The organism is Dysgonomonas sp. HDW5A (assembly GCF_011299555.1).
In the GTDB taxonomy this organism is placed as follows: Bacteria; Bacteroidota; Bacteroidia; order Bacteroidales; family Dysgonomonadaceae; genus Dysgonomonas_A.
Genome location: NZ_CP049857.1, coordinates 1,558,859 through 1,575,806 on the forward strand (window position 1 = coordinate 1,558,859; position 16,948 = coordinate 1,575,806).

15 protein-coding genes are annotated in these 16,948 nt (G+C 36.4%); 6 read left to right on the plus strand and 9 right to left on the minus strand.

What is annotated here, in order from left to right; all coding sequences use genetic code 11:
* Positions 1 to 32: 32 nt before the first annotated feature.
* The 3 genes from G7050_RS06430 to G7050_RS17970 all read right to left on the minus strand — a co-directional run bounded on the left by G7050_RS06430 (position 33) and on the right by G7050_RS17970 (position 2,389).
* Positions 33 to 581 carry a hypothetical protein gene (locus G7050_RS06430; protein ID WP_166112822.1) on the minus strand — a complete coding sequence of 183 codons (549 nt, stop codon included), beginning with the start codon at positions 579 to 581 and terminating at the stop codon, positions 33 to 35.
* A 58-nt stretch (positions 582 to 639) separates the two neighbouring features.
* The gene (locus G7050_RS06435) at positions 640 to 1,035 is read right to left on the minus strand and encodes a C10 family peptidase (RefSeq protein ID WP_166112825.1); all 396 of its coding nucleotides are present in this window, start codon (positions 1,033 to 1,035) and stop codon (positions 640 to 642) included.
* A 241-nt stretch (positions 1,036 to 1,276) separates the two neighbouring features.
* Entirely contained in the window at positions 1,277 to 2,389 is a 1,113-nt protein-coding gene (locus G7050_RS17970) for a DUF4369 domain-containing protein (protein WP_166112828.1), read from the minus strand.
* 234 nt (positions 2,390 to 2,623) lie between these two features.
* Here G7050_RS17970 and G7050_RS06445 point away from each other — a divergent pair, with 234 nt between their 5' ends.
* From G7050_RS06445 to G7050_RS06460, 4 genes are all read left to right on the plus strand, one after another.
* A complete protein-coding gene (locus tag G7050_RS06445) occupies positions 2,624 to 4,783 on the plus strand; it encodes a S9 family peptidase (RefSeq protein ID WP_166112831.1) in 2,160 nt (719 codons plus the stop codon).
* Between the two features lie 495 nt (positions 4,784 to 5,278).
* A complete protein-coding gene (locus tag G7050_RS06450) occupies positions 5,279 to 6,391 on the plus strand; it encodes a hypothetical protein (protein WP_166112834.1) in 1,113 nt (370 codons plus the stop codon).
* Positions 6,392 to 6,412: 21 nt separating this feature from the next.
* Positions 6,413 to 7,480: a hypothetical protein gene (locus G7050_RS06455; protein ID WP_166112837.1), complete on the plus strand. Its 1,068-nt coding sequence runs from the start codon at positions 6,413 to 6,415 to the stop codon at positions 7,478 to 7,480.
* Between the two features lie 32 nt (positions 7,481 to 7,512).
* On the plus strand, positions 7,513 to 8,583 hold the full coding sequence (locus tag G7050_RS06460; protein WP_166112840.1) for a hypothetical protein: 1,071 nt from the start codon (positions 7,513 to 7,515) through the stop codon (positions 8,581 to 8,583).
* 55 nt (positions 8,584 to 8,638) lie between these two features.
* On the opposite strand, the gene G7050_RS06465 is transcribed toward G7050_RS06460, so the two are convergent.
* The 4 genes from G7050_RS06465 to G7050_RS06480 all read right to left on the minus strand — a co-directional run bounded on the left by G7050_RS06465 (position 8,639) and on the right by G7050_RS06480 (position 12,887).
* A complete protein-coding gene (locus G7050_RS06465) occupies positions 8,639 to 9,700 on the minus strand; it encodes an endonuclease/exonuclease/phosphatase family protein (RefSeq protein ID WP_166112843.1) in 1,062 nt (353 codons plus the stop codon).
* A 185-nt stretch (positions 9,701 to 9,885) separates the two neighbouring features.
* The gene (locus G7050_RS06470) at positions 9,886 to 11,340 is read right to left on the minus strand and encodes an aminoacyl-histidine dipeptidase (protein WP_166112846.1); all 1,455 of its coding nucleotides are present in this window, start codon (positions 11,338 to 11,340) and stop codon (positions 9,886 to 9,888) included.
* A 12-nt stretch (positions 11,341 to 11,352) separates the two neighbouring features.
* Positions 11,353 to 11,877 (minus strand): hypothetical protein, encoded by a 525-nt coding sequence (locus tag G7050_RS06475; protein ID WP_166112849.1) that lies wholly within the window; start codon positions 11,875 to 11,877, stop codon positions 11,353 to 11,355.
* Positions 11,874 to 12,887, minus strand: coding sequence for a lysylphosphatidylglycerol synthase transmembrane domain-containing protein (locus G7050_RS06480; RefSeq protein ID WP_255493342.1), 1,014 nt, complete (start codon positions 12,885 to 12,887; stop codon positions 11,874 to 11,876). Before G7050_RS06480 ends, G7050_RS06475 begins: the two co-directional genes overlap by 4 nt.
* 290 nt (positions 12,888 to 13,177) lie before the next feature.
* Between G7050_RS06480 and rsmA the strand changes: the two genes are divergently transcribed.
* Both rsmA and corA read left to right on the plus strand, forming a co-directional pair.
* Positions 13,178 to 13,993 (plus strand): 16S rRNA (adenine(1518)-N(6)/adenine(1519)-N(6))-dimethyltransferase RsmA, encoded by an 816-nt coding sequence (gene rsmA / locus G7050_RS06485; protein WP_166112852.1) that lies wholly within the window; start codon positions 13,178 to 13,180, stop codon positions 13,991 to 13,993.
* Positions 13,994 to 14,071: 78 nt separating this feature from the next.
* Positions 14,072 to 15,016, plus strand: a complete 945-nt coding sequence (gene corA, locus G7050_RS06490; protein ID WP_166112855.1) for a magnesium/cobalt transporter CorA — start codon at positions 14,072 to 14,074, stop codon at positions 15,014 to 15,016.
* 339 nt (positions 15,017 to 15,355) lie between these two features.
* Here corA and G7050_RS06495 read toward each other — a convergent pair whose 3' ends face one another.
* Together G7050_RS06495 and G7050_RS06500 are read right to left on the minus strand one after the other, a co-directional pair.
* Positions 15,356 to 16,663 (minus strand): tetratricopeptide repeat protein, encoded by a 1,308-nt coding sequence (locus G7050_RS06495; RefSeq protein WP_166112858.1) that lies wholly within the window; start codon positions 16,661 to 16,663, stop codon positions 15,356 to 15,358.
* A gap of 29 nt (positions 16,664 to 16,692) precedes the next feature.
* On the minus strand, positions 16,693 to 16,899 hold the full coding sequence (locus G7050_RS06500) for a hypothetical protein (RefSeq protein WP_166112861.1): 207 nt from the start codon (positions 16,897 to 16,899) through the stop codon (positions 16,693 to 16,695).
* Between the last annotated feature and the right edge of the window lie 49 nt (positions 16,900 to 16,948).

Below are 16,948 nucleotides of genomic sequence, written 5' to 3' on the forward strand. Positions count from 1 at the left end.
TAAAATTGCATATTTTTTACAGCTATATATTACTATAAACATTTATTAATGACCGCTGTCTTTCCATCAAAATAAAATGACCCTTTTGCATTTCGAACTTTATTATTCAATAAAATTTTTGCATGAAAAGAACCTTTTATTTGCGAATCAAAATAAGGATAAGATTCATTTGACGCTTCAAAGTGTTGGACACAGACCAAACCTTTAGTCACCGAATCTTTAACCTGTCCAAAATAGAAAATAAATATAGTATCTGCCTGATTTGTATAATTAATTTGATTAACCCCAAGTGTATCCGGTTTGATTTCAAAATCATTTACATCCCATGTTAATTGAAACTTTGCACTATCATTTTCTGCTTCAATCATCAAAAGCCTTGAACAAATATAAGTTAGCGTAACCCTTTTGTTTAAAACTAGGTTTATTCCATCGACATTCAATACTATAGCATTAGAATCTAAATCTTTATTTAATGTCAAATCATATATTTCTTGTGACGTTTCCTCTTGTTCATTATCGCATGCTATTATAGCCACTAAAAAGAGTATTAAGAATGGCATTGCAAATATTACTTTTCTCATTTTCCTTTATATTTAATTTGTGTAAACAAGCCAAAACCCTTAAACGTATAACCTTCATTTACGGGAGTAAACAAATGATACCACCCAAGTCAGAACTTCCACCCCATCCCCAGTTATTATGTGATTGTGCAAAATTTTGACGCCATTTCTCTATTTCCCAAAACCTTCTTCCTGTCCAGTCAGTCGTCGCTGAAAATGTATATCGATTACGCGATTTCCGATAAAGCCCATCAATAACCCACATATGACCTGCATTTAATTTAATATTTTCAATATTATAGACATATTCACACTCAATTATAACAGGCTGACCTTTAACCCAGTTATTATATAAGTTATCAATTGAAACTTTCTCTCTTCTGTCAAAAGCGTAATTGGCAGCATAGCCCAAACTTTGTAAAGGAGAACAACATTGTATGATTTTATAACGCCTGATGACTTTCCATCTACGCATTTGTAAGTTATTCAAGAGAAGTTTCCAACTGAACTTCGTTGCTACATGAATAAAATATAACAATGCTTGTAAAAAATAAATAAATGGATTTTCTCATAATTAAAACATTTGTGTAGTTTATGCTAAATGCTAAATTTGTATCTGAGGTAAAGATAGTATACAATAAAAAAACGAATAAAAAAAATTTATCCGTTTATTCATAATTTTAGCATATTGCTGATCCTCCCAGAGAGTTATACTATCAGTCTTTTTCTTTATCTTCTTTATATTTTTCAACCAGACTTTCTAACGTCACATTCCTCTCCTCAATCACTCCATCGGGAGAAATAAGTATCATGTAGGGAGCCTCGGTTACATTGTATTTTTTTACAGCTTGCGAATTCCATTTTCTTCCATCCAACAAAACAGTCCAGTCCAAAGAATTAGCTATTTCTACAATTTTGGGATCAGGTGATTTATCATTCTCATCAATTACAATGGCTATAAATTCGACTTTGCCTTTTAATTTCTGCTGAGCTTCTTTCAGTTGATTAAAGTATCCTTCGTTAGATGGAGCATCTTTTAAATCAAAAATCAACAAAACTCTTTTTCCTTTAAAGTCGCTAAGATTGACAGTCTTTCCGCGTGTACTTTTCAGTGTAACATCAGGAGCAACAGATCCTACCATTGAGATTCTGATTCTATCATAGTATTCTCTCAAAGGTGTTGTCAGGTAAAAATTAGCAGCCTCTCCTTTTAATTGGTCAATATCATTTCCTAATAACTCAATAGAAATATTATTAATCGAAAATTCATTCATTAGTATTACCGATGATATTTTAGCCGGATTGCTTTCTACACATTCTCGAACGCATCTAGCCAACTGAAAATTGACATTTTTAAGTTCCGACACATCCATATTTTCATTTTTAGCTAAGATCCGATATCTGGACTGTAATATATTAGCATTCTTTGTTTTAAATTCAGTTAAATCATCATTCACCCTACCACCCCTTATTTCTACCAGATCAGCTTCTAAAGCATTGCCTTTAATACTCACTTTATAATTAGGCTCGAGAAAAAAAGTAATCGGCTTTAAACCTTCTCCTGTAAATAACGAAACTAATGCCTGAGTCTCAACATACCCTTTGTATGTAAATTTACCTCCTTTATCTACTTCAATAGTATCAATAGTCATAGAGTCTTGTGATATTTGTTTTATCGCATAAAGACTCGACACTGACAGATTTTCAAGCTTACCTTCGACAGTAAAATTAATGTCAGATGTATTTGTGCAACTTATGGCAGTAAATAGGATAAGACTGAATACTATCAGCCCTTTTATCATTACAGAAGAGATTTTCAACGTTTTCAATTTCTTGATTTTTTGTATTCTTAATAGGTACAAATATTATACCTATTTTTCTTTTGATTGTTATCTTTGATTAGTTTGACGCAAAGATAGCATTTACGTTTAATTCATTATTGCATATTTTTGTTATTTTTAACAAAAACAAACGCTTTTTGTTCACATAAAAAGACCTTTTTTTGATGTGCTGCAATATGGGATAATAAGTATCTTTGCTTTTCATTTAAATGAAGTGTAACTATGAAGATCCTAAGAGTCTGTTTTATCACAATTTGTACATTATCATCGTTTATATCAATGGCACAAGACGCATCCATTCCACTCACCTTAGAAGATTTGATTCCGGGAGGCAATTCGTATGCTAAATACAGAATTTCATACCCTCAACAGCTACAATGGTGGGGTGATACGCCTGTATATGTCAAGGGAGATTCTATAATGACTGTGGCAAAATCAGAAAAAGAAACAGATATCCTTCTGATTGACAAAAAAACAATCAACTCCGGTTTAGAAGCAAATGGAAAAGGCTCAATAAAGTCTTTAACATCGGTTAGCTTTCCTTATGCCAAAGAGAAAATCGTTATTCTCAATAATGGAGGTGAAACTTTTCTGTACAATATAGAAACGAATCAGATCATTGCCACATATAATTTACCCAAAGGTACTGCCAATCACGATTTCTCCAATGTAAGTAAGACTTTTGCTTATACCAAAGATAACAACCTGTATGTATCGCAATTGGGTAATGAAATTGCAATTACATCAGATTCAGACAAAGGTATTGTAAATGGACAGGCGGTACACCGTAACGAATTTGGGATCAAGAAAGGCACTTTCTGGTCACCTTCGGGCAAGCAGCTTGCCTTTTACCGAATGGATGAAACCATGGTCACCGATTATCCTCTTGTAGATATATCTACACGTATAGCAGAACTAAAAGATATTAAATACCCGATGGCCGGAATGAAGAGCCACCATGTAACGATAGGTATCTTCAATCTCGAAACTCAAAAAACGATATTCTTAAACACTGGAACACCAAAAGAAAAATATCTAACGAATATCGCATGGAGCCCCGATGAGAAATACATCTACCTAGCTGAGCTAAACAGAGGGCAGGATACTTGTAAAGTTATCCGTTACAACGCCATATCAGGGAAGCAGGATGCTACCCTGTTTACCGAAATCCACTCCAAATATGTAGAACCTGAGAATCCGGTATTGTTCTTAAAAAACGATCCTCAGTCATTTTTATGGCAAAGCAAAAGAGACGGGCATAATCACCTGTATCAATATGATGTAAACGGGAACTTAAAAAAACAACTGACATCAGGCAATTGGGATATTACCGAAGTTCTGGGTTTCGACGAAGCAGGCAACAATTTATACTATATCTCAACAGAAGTATCGCCAATCGAAAAGCATATTTATCAGCTTAATCTGAAAAGTGGAAAAAGAACTCAATTATCTAAGGAGGAAGGCACTCACTCGGCAAAGGTAAGTACCTCGGGAAAGTATATCTTAGATCAATACACTTCGCAGTACAATCCGGGAAAAATAGCTATAACTGAAACCAAATCCAACAAGAGCCATACTTTCTTTCAAGCTAAAGATCCTTATGCTAAAATTACAATGCCCGAAATCGTTATAGGATCAATAAAAGCCAATGATGGAAAAACTGACCTGTATTATCGATTAGTTAAGCCTATGAATTACGATTCGTCTAAGAAATATCCTACCATTGTTTATGTATATGGAGGTCCTCACTCTCAGCTAGTAGATAATTCATGGATGGGACAGGCACGCGGATGGGATATTTACATGGCAGAAAAAGGCTACGTTGTTTTCACAATTGACAACAGAGGAACTTCGAACAGAGGGATCGACTTTGAAAACATCACACACCGTCAATTGGGTGTAACAGAAACCCAAGATCAGATGACAGGGGTAGAATTTCTTAAATCATTGCCATATGTTGACACAAATAGAATAGGTGTGCATGGATGGAGTTATGGTGGATTTATGACATTAAATTTGATGCTCCGTCACCCCGAAACATTCAAAGTCGGTGTAGCAGGAGGGCCTGTTACCGACTGGAAGTATTATGAAATTATGTATGGAGAACGCTATATGGATTCACCAAAAGAAAATCCCGAAGGCTATGCTGAAACAAACATGGTAGATCGTGCAGGAGACCTAAAAGGCAGATTACTGCTTATTCACGGAGATGAAGATCCAACGGTTGTATTACAACATAATTTACAGTTTGTAAAATCAGCTATAAAGAAAGGCACACACCCCGATTTGTTCATCTATCCGGGACACGGACATAACATGACGGGCCACGATCGTGTACATCTTCATGAACATATCACACGCTATTTTGAAGATTATTTATAATTTTCGCTACCCAATTAATGATTTTGCGTATTTATTTTCAACAAAAAAATAAGAAAAAAATAAGTCTACGCCTTAAGATCCATACGGGATTTTAAGGCGTAGATCATATTATAGTCCCAAAATTATCCTCCTTTTTTAGTATTTCTTAAAAAAAAAGTTATCTTTGCACATATCAATATAACATTTTATCAACCAACAGCTTATAAACGGAGTTTCTGTTCAAAGAAAACCCGACTGATAGGCGTGTCTTTATTTTAACTAAAAAAGTAAACTAAAAGCAATTTTCCTATCTTTTCTCAAACTTATTTTAAGTTTTCTTGTTTTATTTATTGTACAATTTGCGTGTGATTATTATTTAGAGATAGAATCAATATCATCTATTAAAATTTTATCAAATAGATTATACACTAAATTAACTACTGAACAAATAGGATCCAGATTTACAGAAAGGCTAATAGTATCATATTCTATTACCGCTTATAAAAGTATTAAACTATGGTAAAAAAAATCTTACCTTTGATTATCGTTTGTATCTATGCGATAAATTTCACATATGCCCAAACAACTCATGGAGTTGGAATCGGAACAGCAACAGTTGATCCATCCGCCATTCTTCAAGTAGTAAGCACTAATAAAGGAGTTCTTTTTCCTAAAATCGGCTTAACATCGACTACAGACATAACTACCATTGCCAATCCGTCTGTCGGGCTTCTCATCTATAATACAGGAACGGGAGGATTAGATACGCCCGGATATGTATATTGGACAGGTACAGAATGGGAAAAATTAACCCTTACAACTGTTGTCAATCCTGTTATAACCGGCTTACTCTGCAACAGAGCCGAATTTTCTCCGGCTACGTTTACGGCCGGTGTGCCTTATGATGGTATAATGACTATTCCATATACAGGAGGTAACGGAGGAGCATATAACACAGGTACACCTATGACTTCGTTAGTCAATACAGGGCTGACTGCAACACGTGAGACTGGTGTATTGGCAACAGGTAGCGGACAGTTGGTGTATCGGCTTACAGGGACGCCCGCTTACTCTTCGCCCACAGCAGCTTTATTCAATATTAACGAGTTTGGTTTTAACTGTATAGCTGCATTAAGTGGACAACAAATAGAAGTTGGACAACAGCTATCATTTATAGCGAGTTTAACTCAAGCACAGAATGTAAACGGAACTATTTTATCAACTTATTATCCAACGCAATTGCCTACTGTTGATGGCTTACGTATGGATCTTATCTCAAATGGGGCAGCAACTTATTACCCTAGAGTATATAATGTAAGCTCCGAACAAAAAATTGTAAGTTTCCAAACTTTCTCTGTTGTAGGTCTTCAGAATGTAACAAATCTAAATAGAACTATTTATAGAAATACAGAAGTAACAGCCAGTGATTGGGATTATGTAAATGTAACTGCAAGAACTACCACCCCAAACTTTACGGTTGCCTGGAGCTCCTCAACATCTTCAACCGTTGTTACCGATCTACAGGTACAGGTAAGTCCATCAGTCTGGCGCTGGTATGAAATGACCTGGTGGGCAATGGAGATAAACACTGTGAAAATTATTTTTATGTCATTAGTCAGAAAATCCTAACGGCTATAATCAGTTTTACTTATGAAAAAAAGAATTTTATTTTTTACTTTTTATAGCTTATGGCTATCAACAAGCCTGATATATGCCCAAGTAATAGGAATCGGAACGGAAACACCTAATGCTTCAACAGTACTTGATATAAGCAGTAGTAATCAAGGAGTGTTGTTTCCCAGAATAGCTTTAATATCAGATACCGATCAGACAACGATACCTAACCCCGAAGAAGGGCTTTTAATTTATAATACCGGAACCGGAGGCCTAGTTTATCAAGGACTTGTGTGCTGGGATGGGACAAGCTGGAAAAAGATTAATCTTACAGCTACTGCGTCGCCTGCCATATCATCTTTACAATGTGAAAATGCAAAAATAAGTCCGGCTGTTTTTCAAGCCGGAGTACCTTATAACGGAACCATGACAGTACCCTACACTGGAGGAAATGGAGGTATTTATCCTGCCGGAACCGCCATACCATCAACCGGATACAATACAGGGTTGACGGCAACTTTACAAGCCGGGACTCTTGCATATGGGGCAGGTGAACTAACTTTTACTCTATCGGGAACTCCTTTATACGACTCGCCCGTACCTGCAATGTTTAACATTAACTTTTTAGGACAAAGCTGTAGTGCTGCCGTAAGTGGAGCAACTTTGGGTGTTGGATTATCCCAGACTCTTATTACATCCATACCTACTACAGGTATAACTACCGGAACATACTTATCATCTCTAAAAACCGGTCTGCCGCTTATAGACGGTCTAAGAATGGACTTGATATATTATGATGCCACTTTTTACAGACCCAGAATTATCAATACAAATGCGACCAGCCAACTAATAAGCTTACAATCATTTGCAACACAAGTAAATGAATACAGAAGCAATCTGAATCAAACCGTTACATCTGGAGCCAGCATGCAAGTCGATAATAACGATCTCGTTTATTGGACAACTGCTGCTGCTGAAGTGATAACTGCCAATGTACAGGTACAAATTGTTCCCGGTGTATGGCGTTGGTATGAAATGAAATGGTGGGCAATGCAAATCGGCACTCAAAAAGTAATATTCATGTCAGTTATCCGAAAAGCATAATGTGTTGTCAACCTAATTATAAAACATTACACATGAACAAGAAAATTTTAACATCCATATTATTTCAACTATGCATAGTGGTTATCTATGCACAGGTAGGGATTGGCACCACAAATATTTCCTCTTCGGCGATGCTTGAAGTTACCAGCACAAATAAAGGGGTACTTTTCCCCAGGGTAGCACTAGATTCCAATACAGATCAAACAACAGTTCCTAACCCTGCAGTAGGTCTCACTGTTTACAATACAGCTGCCGGAAATTTCAAAATAGAAGGCTATTTAACGTGGGACGGATCAGTATGGGTAAGACTGGCTTCCGAAGAAATACTGGCTCCCGGTATATCAGGGATACAATGTACAGGAGCAACAATCAACCCTACGACATTCAATGCCGGAGTACCTTATGACGGGATTATGGAAATACCCTACATAGGCGGTAACGGTGCATCTTATCCTGCAGGCTCACCAATCCCTTCAACGGGTAATACAGGGCTTACAGCTACGCTGCAAGCAGGAGTATTACAACAAGGCAACGGCGTATTAAGATATACTTTATCAGGAACTCCTCTTCTTGATTCTCCGGCAACAGCCTATTTTAATATTGATGTCCTCGGCAATACATGTACTGTGGGCGTAAGCGGAAGTTTGGAGTTAAGCATCGGAAGTTTTATTACATTTTCGGGAGTATTCAATACAACAGGGCTTGCAAACGGGGTTCTTTTATCGAGCCAGTTTCCAACTCAGTTACCTATTATTGATGGTTTAAAAATGGACTTGGCATATTATGATGCCACTTTCTATAGTCCACGCATATATAACGTTTCAACACAAAATCAGCTTATCAGTTTACAAACATTTGCGACAGAAGTAAATGAAAACAGAACAGCATTAAATCAGACCGTTACCCCCGGTAGTTTTTTGCAGGTAGATGTTAACAATATCGTTTACTGGACAACTGTTTATGCCGAAGTTATAACTTCGAATGTACAAGTGCAAGTTGCAGCAGGTGAATGGCGCTGGTATGAAATGAAATGGTGGGCTATGCAAACAGCTGTAGGCAGTACCTCAAGAACCGTATTTTTATCGGTAGCACGTAAAGCATAAATAGATATAAAAAAGCAGCCTAAAACTGCCTTTTTCATCAATCAGATTAATACTTTCACTTCTTCTTATTTAATGTAAATGATGCTAATACCGCTTTATGGTCGGTAGGCCAAATTCCCTTGCCTATTCCAAAAGGATCCTGCGTATTGTCTTTTACTCTTTTACTGTATGCAATAGAACCATCAGGTCCCCATATGATAGCATTATCCAATTCCAACCCATCGAAAGGTGCGTAATAAATAAAATCGACACGCTCACGTTCATCGGCATCGGGTGTCCATGTCAGCTTGCTTATATCTACTAATGGATTATCGGCAGGAAAAGTTATACCGGGATGAGTAGCAGGATCAGGATGAGCTTTACGATATGCATCTACATATCCTTCATCAGCAAGCATAGTGCTTACAGTCCAGGGGACAACGACTCCATGTCGGTCAAACATATCTTTTGTGCTTTCAATCCAGTCCTGATGCGATGGTTCATTAAAATCTCCGCCTATAATAACAATCCTATTCTTTGCCCTGTCTTCCTTTGCCTTTTCAAGAATCGCTTTCATACCATCGTCTCTTTTAGATAATACATTATCGGCCAGAATCGAATCTACATCAAGCATAGGGGTACGTTTTTTCCAAGTAGATCCATTATAGCCTTTTACGTCATAATACGTATCATTCAGATAATCCAAGTGAGTAGTATAAACGGCAACTTCCTGTCCATTCATATCCACTAATGCCCGATAGGCACTCCCGTGATCATCTACACATGGATATACGGTTGTTGAATCTATAATCGGATAACGGGAAAGAATACCCGAATCATAACTATAAAAAGAATAGAACACTTGCCCGCTATCTTTTAACGACTGAACAATTCTATCACAGAATCGGGTATCGTTATAATTCCGGACTTCGCTCAATGTCACAAAATCGGCTTTCGAATCGAGTATCTGCTGAACAATAGCCTCGTATCCTCCCGGCACCACGGTACCTTCCTGCCATATATTAAATTGAAGAACTTTAAAGGTTTCAGTATCAGAAACAACATCCGTCTTGTTTGTTTTTCCTACGCAACTGAGTAAAAGAAAAAAAATACAGAATAGATAAATAATCTTTTTCATTAGAGATATTTTTAAGGTTTGCAGAAGTTTGGGACTTCGTTGCATATCTAACAAAGATATCGAACTTAAAAACAACAGTCGAATTTGATCAAAAAAATAACCGTAAAAAATATTTTTTTACGGTTATTAAGGCCTCAGCCTTTTAATATTTTGAAGTTTAAACAACAGTCATTTAAACCAATCTCTTATTTCAATTCTTCAAGAATAGTAATCAGATAGTCATAAAATTTCGCTACTGTATCAATTTCCACAAGCTCATCGGGTGAATGAGGATTCATGATAGTCGGGCCAAATGAAACAATATCCAATCCCGGAGTACTGTCTAAGATGATTCCACACTCAAGACCTGCATGCACAACCTGAACGATAGGGTCTTTTCCGAATTTAGCATTATATACATCCTTCATTACCTGCAAAGTCTTAGAATGTATATTAGGCTGCCACCCCGGATAAGCATTTACTGCTTCAACCTTAGCATCTGCTAAAGAAAATAAGCTTTGGATACTGGAATCAAGTGCCTGTTTTTTAGTTTCGGACGAACTGCGTGTCAGGAATTTTATCTCGACTTTTCCTTCACTTGATTTTACAGAAGCTATATTTGTTGAAGCCTCTACTGTTCCCGGAAATTCCTGTAACATACTTATCACACCATTAGGGCATGCTTCTACAGCATTGATAAGATCGTCTTGAATTTCTTCAGGAATCAACGTTTTGGGCAAGTTGGTTTTCTCTGCTTTTAAGGTCAGATTATTCTCTATATCTCGATACTCTTCATTGTAAATATCATTATATTCATCAACCAAGTCTAAAAGATCATCCACATTTTCGGCAGGAACTGTTACAATTGCAAATGCTTCTCTAGGTATTGCATTACGCAACGAACCTCCGTCTACAAATGAAAGGCGAGCTTCAACTTCGGCTACTGCCTTTTTAAGCAAGCGAAACATCAGTTTATTAGCATTACCTCTTCCTAAGTGAATCTCACCACCGGAGTGACCGCCTTTAAGCCCTGTAAGGCTTATTTTGACAGCAACATCACCTTCGGGAACTTCAACCTCTTTGAACTGCCACGATACATTTTCGTCAATACCTCCTGCACAACCAACACAAAGCTCACCTTCTTCTTCTGTATCCAGATTCAAAAGTATACTTCCTGTTAAGAATCCGGCTTCGAGACCAAATGCTCCTACCATACCTTCTTCTTCGTCGATAGTAAAGAGTCCCTCTATTTTACCGTGCTTAAGGCTATTGTCTTCCATAACAGCCAGAATAGCAGCTGCACCAATACCATTGTCGGCACCTAAAGTGGTAGAACGGGCTTTCACCTTATCTCCGTCAATATAAGCATCAATGGGATCTTTTAGGAAATCATGTTTTACATTCGAATTCTTTTGCGGTACCATATCCAAATGTGCTTGCAGGATTACAGTCGGAGCATTCTCCATACCTTTCGACGCAGGTTTTGTAATAAGTACATTACCTACCTTATCCTGCTTAACGTCTATATTTAGTGATTTAGCAAAATCAACTACATATTTTTCGACAGCCTTGGTATGTCCGGTCGGACGAGGTATTTGAGTCAACTCATAAAAATGTTTCCAAACACTTTCAGGTTTCAGGTTTAATATTTCTTTTGCCATAATAAGTATATTTTATTGTTTTATTTTTCCACTTGGCGACACCAGAACTTTTTTTATAGTTGTATCGGGAGTTCCATAAGCATCATATTGAGTTAATTCAATCACGTGCTGCTTCCGGTATATCTTAGCCGTTGTTGTCCAGGCTCCTTCCGCATTATCATAATAGACTTCCAGAAAGTCGATCAAGTTATAATTTTTATCATAATTGGCTAACCATATAGCAGATTCCGATTCATAGTCTTCATAGATCAAAAAAGACTTGAAAGAGTCTCCCCAATTTACTTCTTCAAGAATATAATATGAGAATTGATCCTGTCCGTCTTTGAGCCTCGTGAAGGCTTCCAATTTATATAAATCTGTATCTGCAATCTCTTTCTTCTTGTTCAGCATATCCCAAACTTGAATATAACCGTAACCAACAAGCAGGGGTTCATCCGTATCCTTTTCTATAGAGTTAAAATCAAGAGATAAAAGATTTTCACTAAATACAGGAAAAAGAAATCCTATACATAAAAATATGCATATTAATCTTTTCATTTATGCCTGCTCTTTACGACCAATGCTCCCATTCCAAATAGTCCACATAATACAATCCACAATGATTGGATCGCAAAAACAGCAAAAGCAAATGCCTCTCCCGAATCTTTAGCAACACCATACAATCCCAGAGATAGCACCACTGCAGCATGCCAAACGCCCATACCTCCATTTGTAGGAATGGCCATACTTAAGCTACTTAGAGCAAAAGCAATGAGACCTGCGGTAAGACCTAAATCTCTTGTGAAATCAAATGCGTAGAAAGTAATATAGAAATATAAAAAATAAGACAGCCAAATGCCAACACTATAGATTACAAAGCGAGACTTTTTCTTCATCTTAAACACAGCCTTCATATCTTGTCCTATCGATTTGAAGAAGCCTTTAACTTTAATGATAGGGGCTGTATTTTTAAATACTGTGAATACAATTATAATGAAAAGAATAACACCAATAATGCTTCCGATAGTCCACAGCGATGAAAACACATTATGTATAGATTGCGATAATGCCTGATTTTCCTTTATATAAGAAAGAAAGAAATCAACATTAAAGCAGCATGCCAACAAAATAATACAAGCAACCATTACAGTATCGCTAACTCTATCAAGAAGCATAGTTCCAAAGAGTTTTGTAAAAGGTATTTTTTCATCTTTCGAAATAACCGCACATCTCCAGACCTCTCCACCACGTGGTATTGCAATATTGACAGCATAGCTACCCAATACAGAATACACTAAGCTTGATGTTGGAGGATGATAGCCCAGTGGCTCTATCAACAACTTCCATCTGAAACCCCGTATAACGTTGCCTAAGGCACCAAAAATAAGGGAAAACAAAAGGATAGCAAAGTTAGCATCCTTGATAGTGATCCACATTTTACCAAAATCCGTGTCACGGTATAAAAGCCACAACACTGCTACCCCTAGAGCTAAAGGGATAAGTACTTTCAAAAATTTACTTATTACTGATCCTTCTTTCTGAGGTTCGTCGGTTTGATTAATATCCATTATGTTTACTTATTCGGTGTAAATGAATAGCATTGATGCGTATTACAATGATAAATTCATTAACTTTGTTCGTTGCAAATATAAGGATATTTAATAAAATGAGGTCTCAGACCTTTTTATTTCTTTAAGTAAGGGTGACGCTGTGTGTTCGCCGATAGACTACAGCCACACATGTACAACCTATAAGTATAAAATATAGCATTAAATAATTTGCATTACTGAATAATAACAAGCTTTGATTGTTACACCAGCCAAAGCAATAAACGAGTCTTAGACTTTAAGATATATAGATGGGAGACGTAAGAGCAAAGAAATTTCTGGGACAACATTTTTTGAAAGATTTGCAAATAGCTAAGCAAATAGCTGATACTTTAGACGATTTTTCGGATGTTCCCATCATAGAAGTTGGTCCCGGAATGGGGGTGCTGACCCAGTATTTGCTCGAAAAAAATCGCGATCTTACCGTTATAGAAATTGACCGCGAATCGGTTCCATATCTCAACCAACATTTTCCTGCTCTAAAAGGACATATCATCGAAGGTGACTTCCTGCAACTGAATCCAACGGATATTTATCCCGATCAGTTTTGCATTATAGGTAACTACCCTTATAATATCTCTTCTCAAATATTCTTTAAAGTTCTCGATTACCGAAAGCATATTCCATGCTGCTCGGGGATGCTTCAAAAAGAAGTTGCCGAACGTATTGCATCGAAACCCGGTAAAAAAGCATACGGAATACTTAGCGTGCTCCTACAGGCATGGTACGATATCGAATATCTGTTTACGGTAAGCGAAACTGTTTTCGATCCACCTCCCAAAGTAAAATCGGCTGTCATACGATTGGTACGTAATAACAGAGAAAGCTTGGGTTGCGACGAGAAACTGTTCAAGACAGTTATCAAGACTTCTTTCAACCAACGCCGCAAGACATTACGTAATTCGATGAAACCGTTGTTGGGCAAAGACAATGCTATATATACAGACCCTATTTTTGAGAGACGTCCCGAACAATTGTCAGTGGAAGAATTTGTATATTTGACAAACCTTACACGTGAACACATGCCGCAAGGTGCAGAAGACGCCGGCATCAGACGTAAAGAATAGGGGTCACAGACCCTGTTTATTGCTTTGGCAAGACAACAGAACAGTTAACAACCAGTAACTCATAACTAAATACTTATTATGTCTGAAGTAAGATTATTCTATCACAAAGACAATGTAATTCGTATCAGTCGCAGTATCGAGTTCTTGAAGACTAATCCAATTAAGAATTTTCTGTGGATAGACTTGAACAACGTTGATGAAGAAATAGAGAACGAATTAGAGGATTATCTGAAAATATATATTCAGGAAGAGGAAGAGATGATAGAGATCGAGATGTCATCCCGATATATAGAAACATACGATTCGCTGGTTGTCAATTTTAACTTCTTACGTCCCAATTTCGAGAAAGAATTGGTCTCATTCATTCTCAAGAATAATATACTGATAACTGTTCGCGACGAGGATCTTACTTCGTTTCAGGAAACAGTAAAGAAGATATCAGCCAACCCACGAAATTACCCTACAGGCTATCATGTGTTTGTTGCATTACTCGAAACACGGGTAGAGGTAGATGCTGATATGATTGAGGAAATGACTCAAAAGATTACCACCCTGAGTAATACGCTGACTATGGAAGAAGCCGACGAAGAGCTGTTGATGGAAATCAAAGACCTTCAGGAAAAGACTATGATGCTGCGCGAAAATATAATCGAAAAGCAACGAGCTGTATCGAGCATGTTAAAGAGTGAATTAATCAACAGAGAGCTGCATGGCAAACTCACCATTATCGTAAAGGATATAAACTCACTACTCGAACATATCAAGTTTAGCTTCGACAGACTTGACTATCTGCAAGATACATTCCTCGGATTTGTTAATATTGAGCAGAATAAAATCATCAAGATATTTACCATTATTTCGGTAATATTTATGCCCCCTACCCTTATTGCGAGTATCTACGGAATGAACTTCGACATCATGCCCGAACTCAAATGGGACTATGGATATGTTGTAGCCATAGGTTTGATGTTAGCTTCATCGGGAGGTATACTTGTTTTCTTCAGGCGGAAAAGGTGGTTATAGAAACAACAGAATATAAGTAGTGACAAAAAGGTTACATCAGTAAATATATTTGTCACTTTTGACCACAAGTTAATCCTCTATAATTAAACACTTTAAATCGAAAAAGATTACAAAAGTGACAAAAGTGACACACAAAATACGCTTTTCAATCCCCACTAATATATTCAGTTAATTTACAAATAGATAGACTATAATAAAAATATAAAAGTGACAGGTATTGTCACTTTTATAATCTTTGTCACCTTTCTATTATCTTAAGGTCTGCTTCAAAGACCGCTTTGTCTATAGATAAATTATGCTACACATCCGTTCAGGCTAAAAAAACAATTGCCATCCTGTTTAGTCATCCGCCAGCATAGACTTGATTTCTGCTTCTATTTGGGGATATTCTTTCCCCATCGAATATATCAAGCCTCTGAGTATTTCATATTTATCTGCACATTCTCTTATTTCAGCTTTATCTTTCTTATGATTCCTCCAAATAAATAGGACAAATGCAAATAGAACACAGAAGACAATTAAGCCGATTATAAGCAAGAAATTAATATGCGACTTGAATTCTTGTACTTCTCTTTCCTTTTTTACTAAGTAGTAGTTTTTGTCAGCAGCTAATAAAGCCGGTGCATCTGCTTCTTTTGCGATCTGCTCTTTTGTTATTTTTTCGAGTTCACTATATTCGAATGCCTGTTTGTAATCGCCTAATTGTTTATAATACTCAGTAAGAGCGGCATACATCTCTTTAGCTGTATATTTATATGTTACTTCGGGAAGATCGGCAATTACCAAATCTGCATATTGTTTAGCTGACTTAGTATCTCCTTTTTTGTTATAAATATCCAAGAGACTGATTCTCATTTTTCGAATATTTTCTTCATCAGTAAAAGATAAGTTTAAAGCCGATTCAAAATATTTTATAGCTTTTTCATACTCCTTTATTTTATAACACAACACCCCTAAGTTTTGCAAAGAAAAGCTTTGATACTTTTCATTATTTACATCGACTGATTTATTTAAAGCTTTATTATAGTAAAAATAAGCACTATCAAATTTATTACTTTCTTCATACGACAGACCTACATTAGTAAATGTCTCTATCTCCAATTGACTTATATTTTCCAACTTACCATAATACGTCAAAGCTAATTTGTAATTACAAATAGCACTATCCAAAAGATTCTCTTTATAATAAATATATCCTACATTATTAAAACTCTTGGCTGCCAATAAATAATTCTGTGATTTGTCGGCTGCGTTGGCACTATACATAAAAGATTCTAAGGATTGAGGTAATTTATTATTCACATAATATACCCATCCTGAATAATAATTGGCTAGTGCCGAGTTCTGAGCATCTCCTTCATTATTAAAATAGCTCTGAGCCTCAAAAATCAAGGTATCTTTGGTTATATCAGCTTTAGTTTCCTTTTTTGCTCCTACATAAGCCACTATATATTTCATATAATCATCCTTATCCATTTTCTCAGGATTCTTAATAGAGTCAAGCAAATTAAGCGTTATATCAGGCTTACCAATAACTAAGCTATTCTGAGCTTGTTCCAATAATTTCTCTTGAGAGTCATCTTTTTGGCAAGAAAACAAGGATAGTCCTATCAATAGACAGAATAAGTATTTAAGTCGTAGTTTCATTAAGGAAAGTTTGAAGTGTAAGAATAAAATTACTGTTTATCAAGGTTTTCATCAACCTTCAAGATGGTATCAGTAACAGGAATAATCCCATTGTCTTCTTGAGGGAGAGTCGATCTTGTGATAGTATTAGCATCCTGCATGCCACCTCCGGCTCCAACTCCTTTATCCATTTCATCTTCACACGAGGTAAATAATAATAAGATAGTTGTACTAATTGCAATCAGTAAAGTTTTCATAGTTTATATTATTTCATGCGTATTTTTGTAATTGGTCAAAAATAAAATA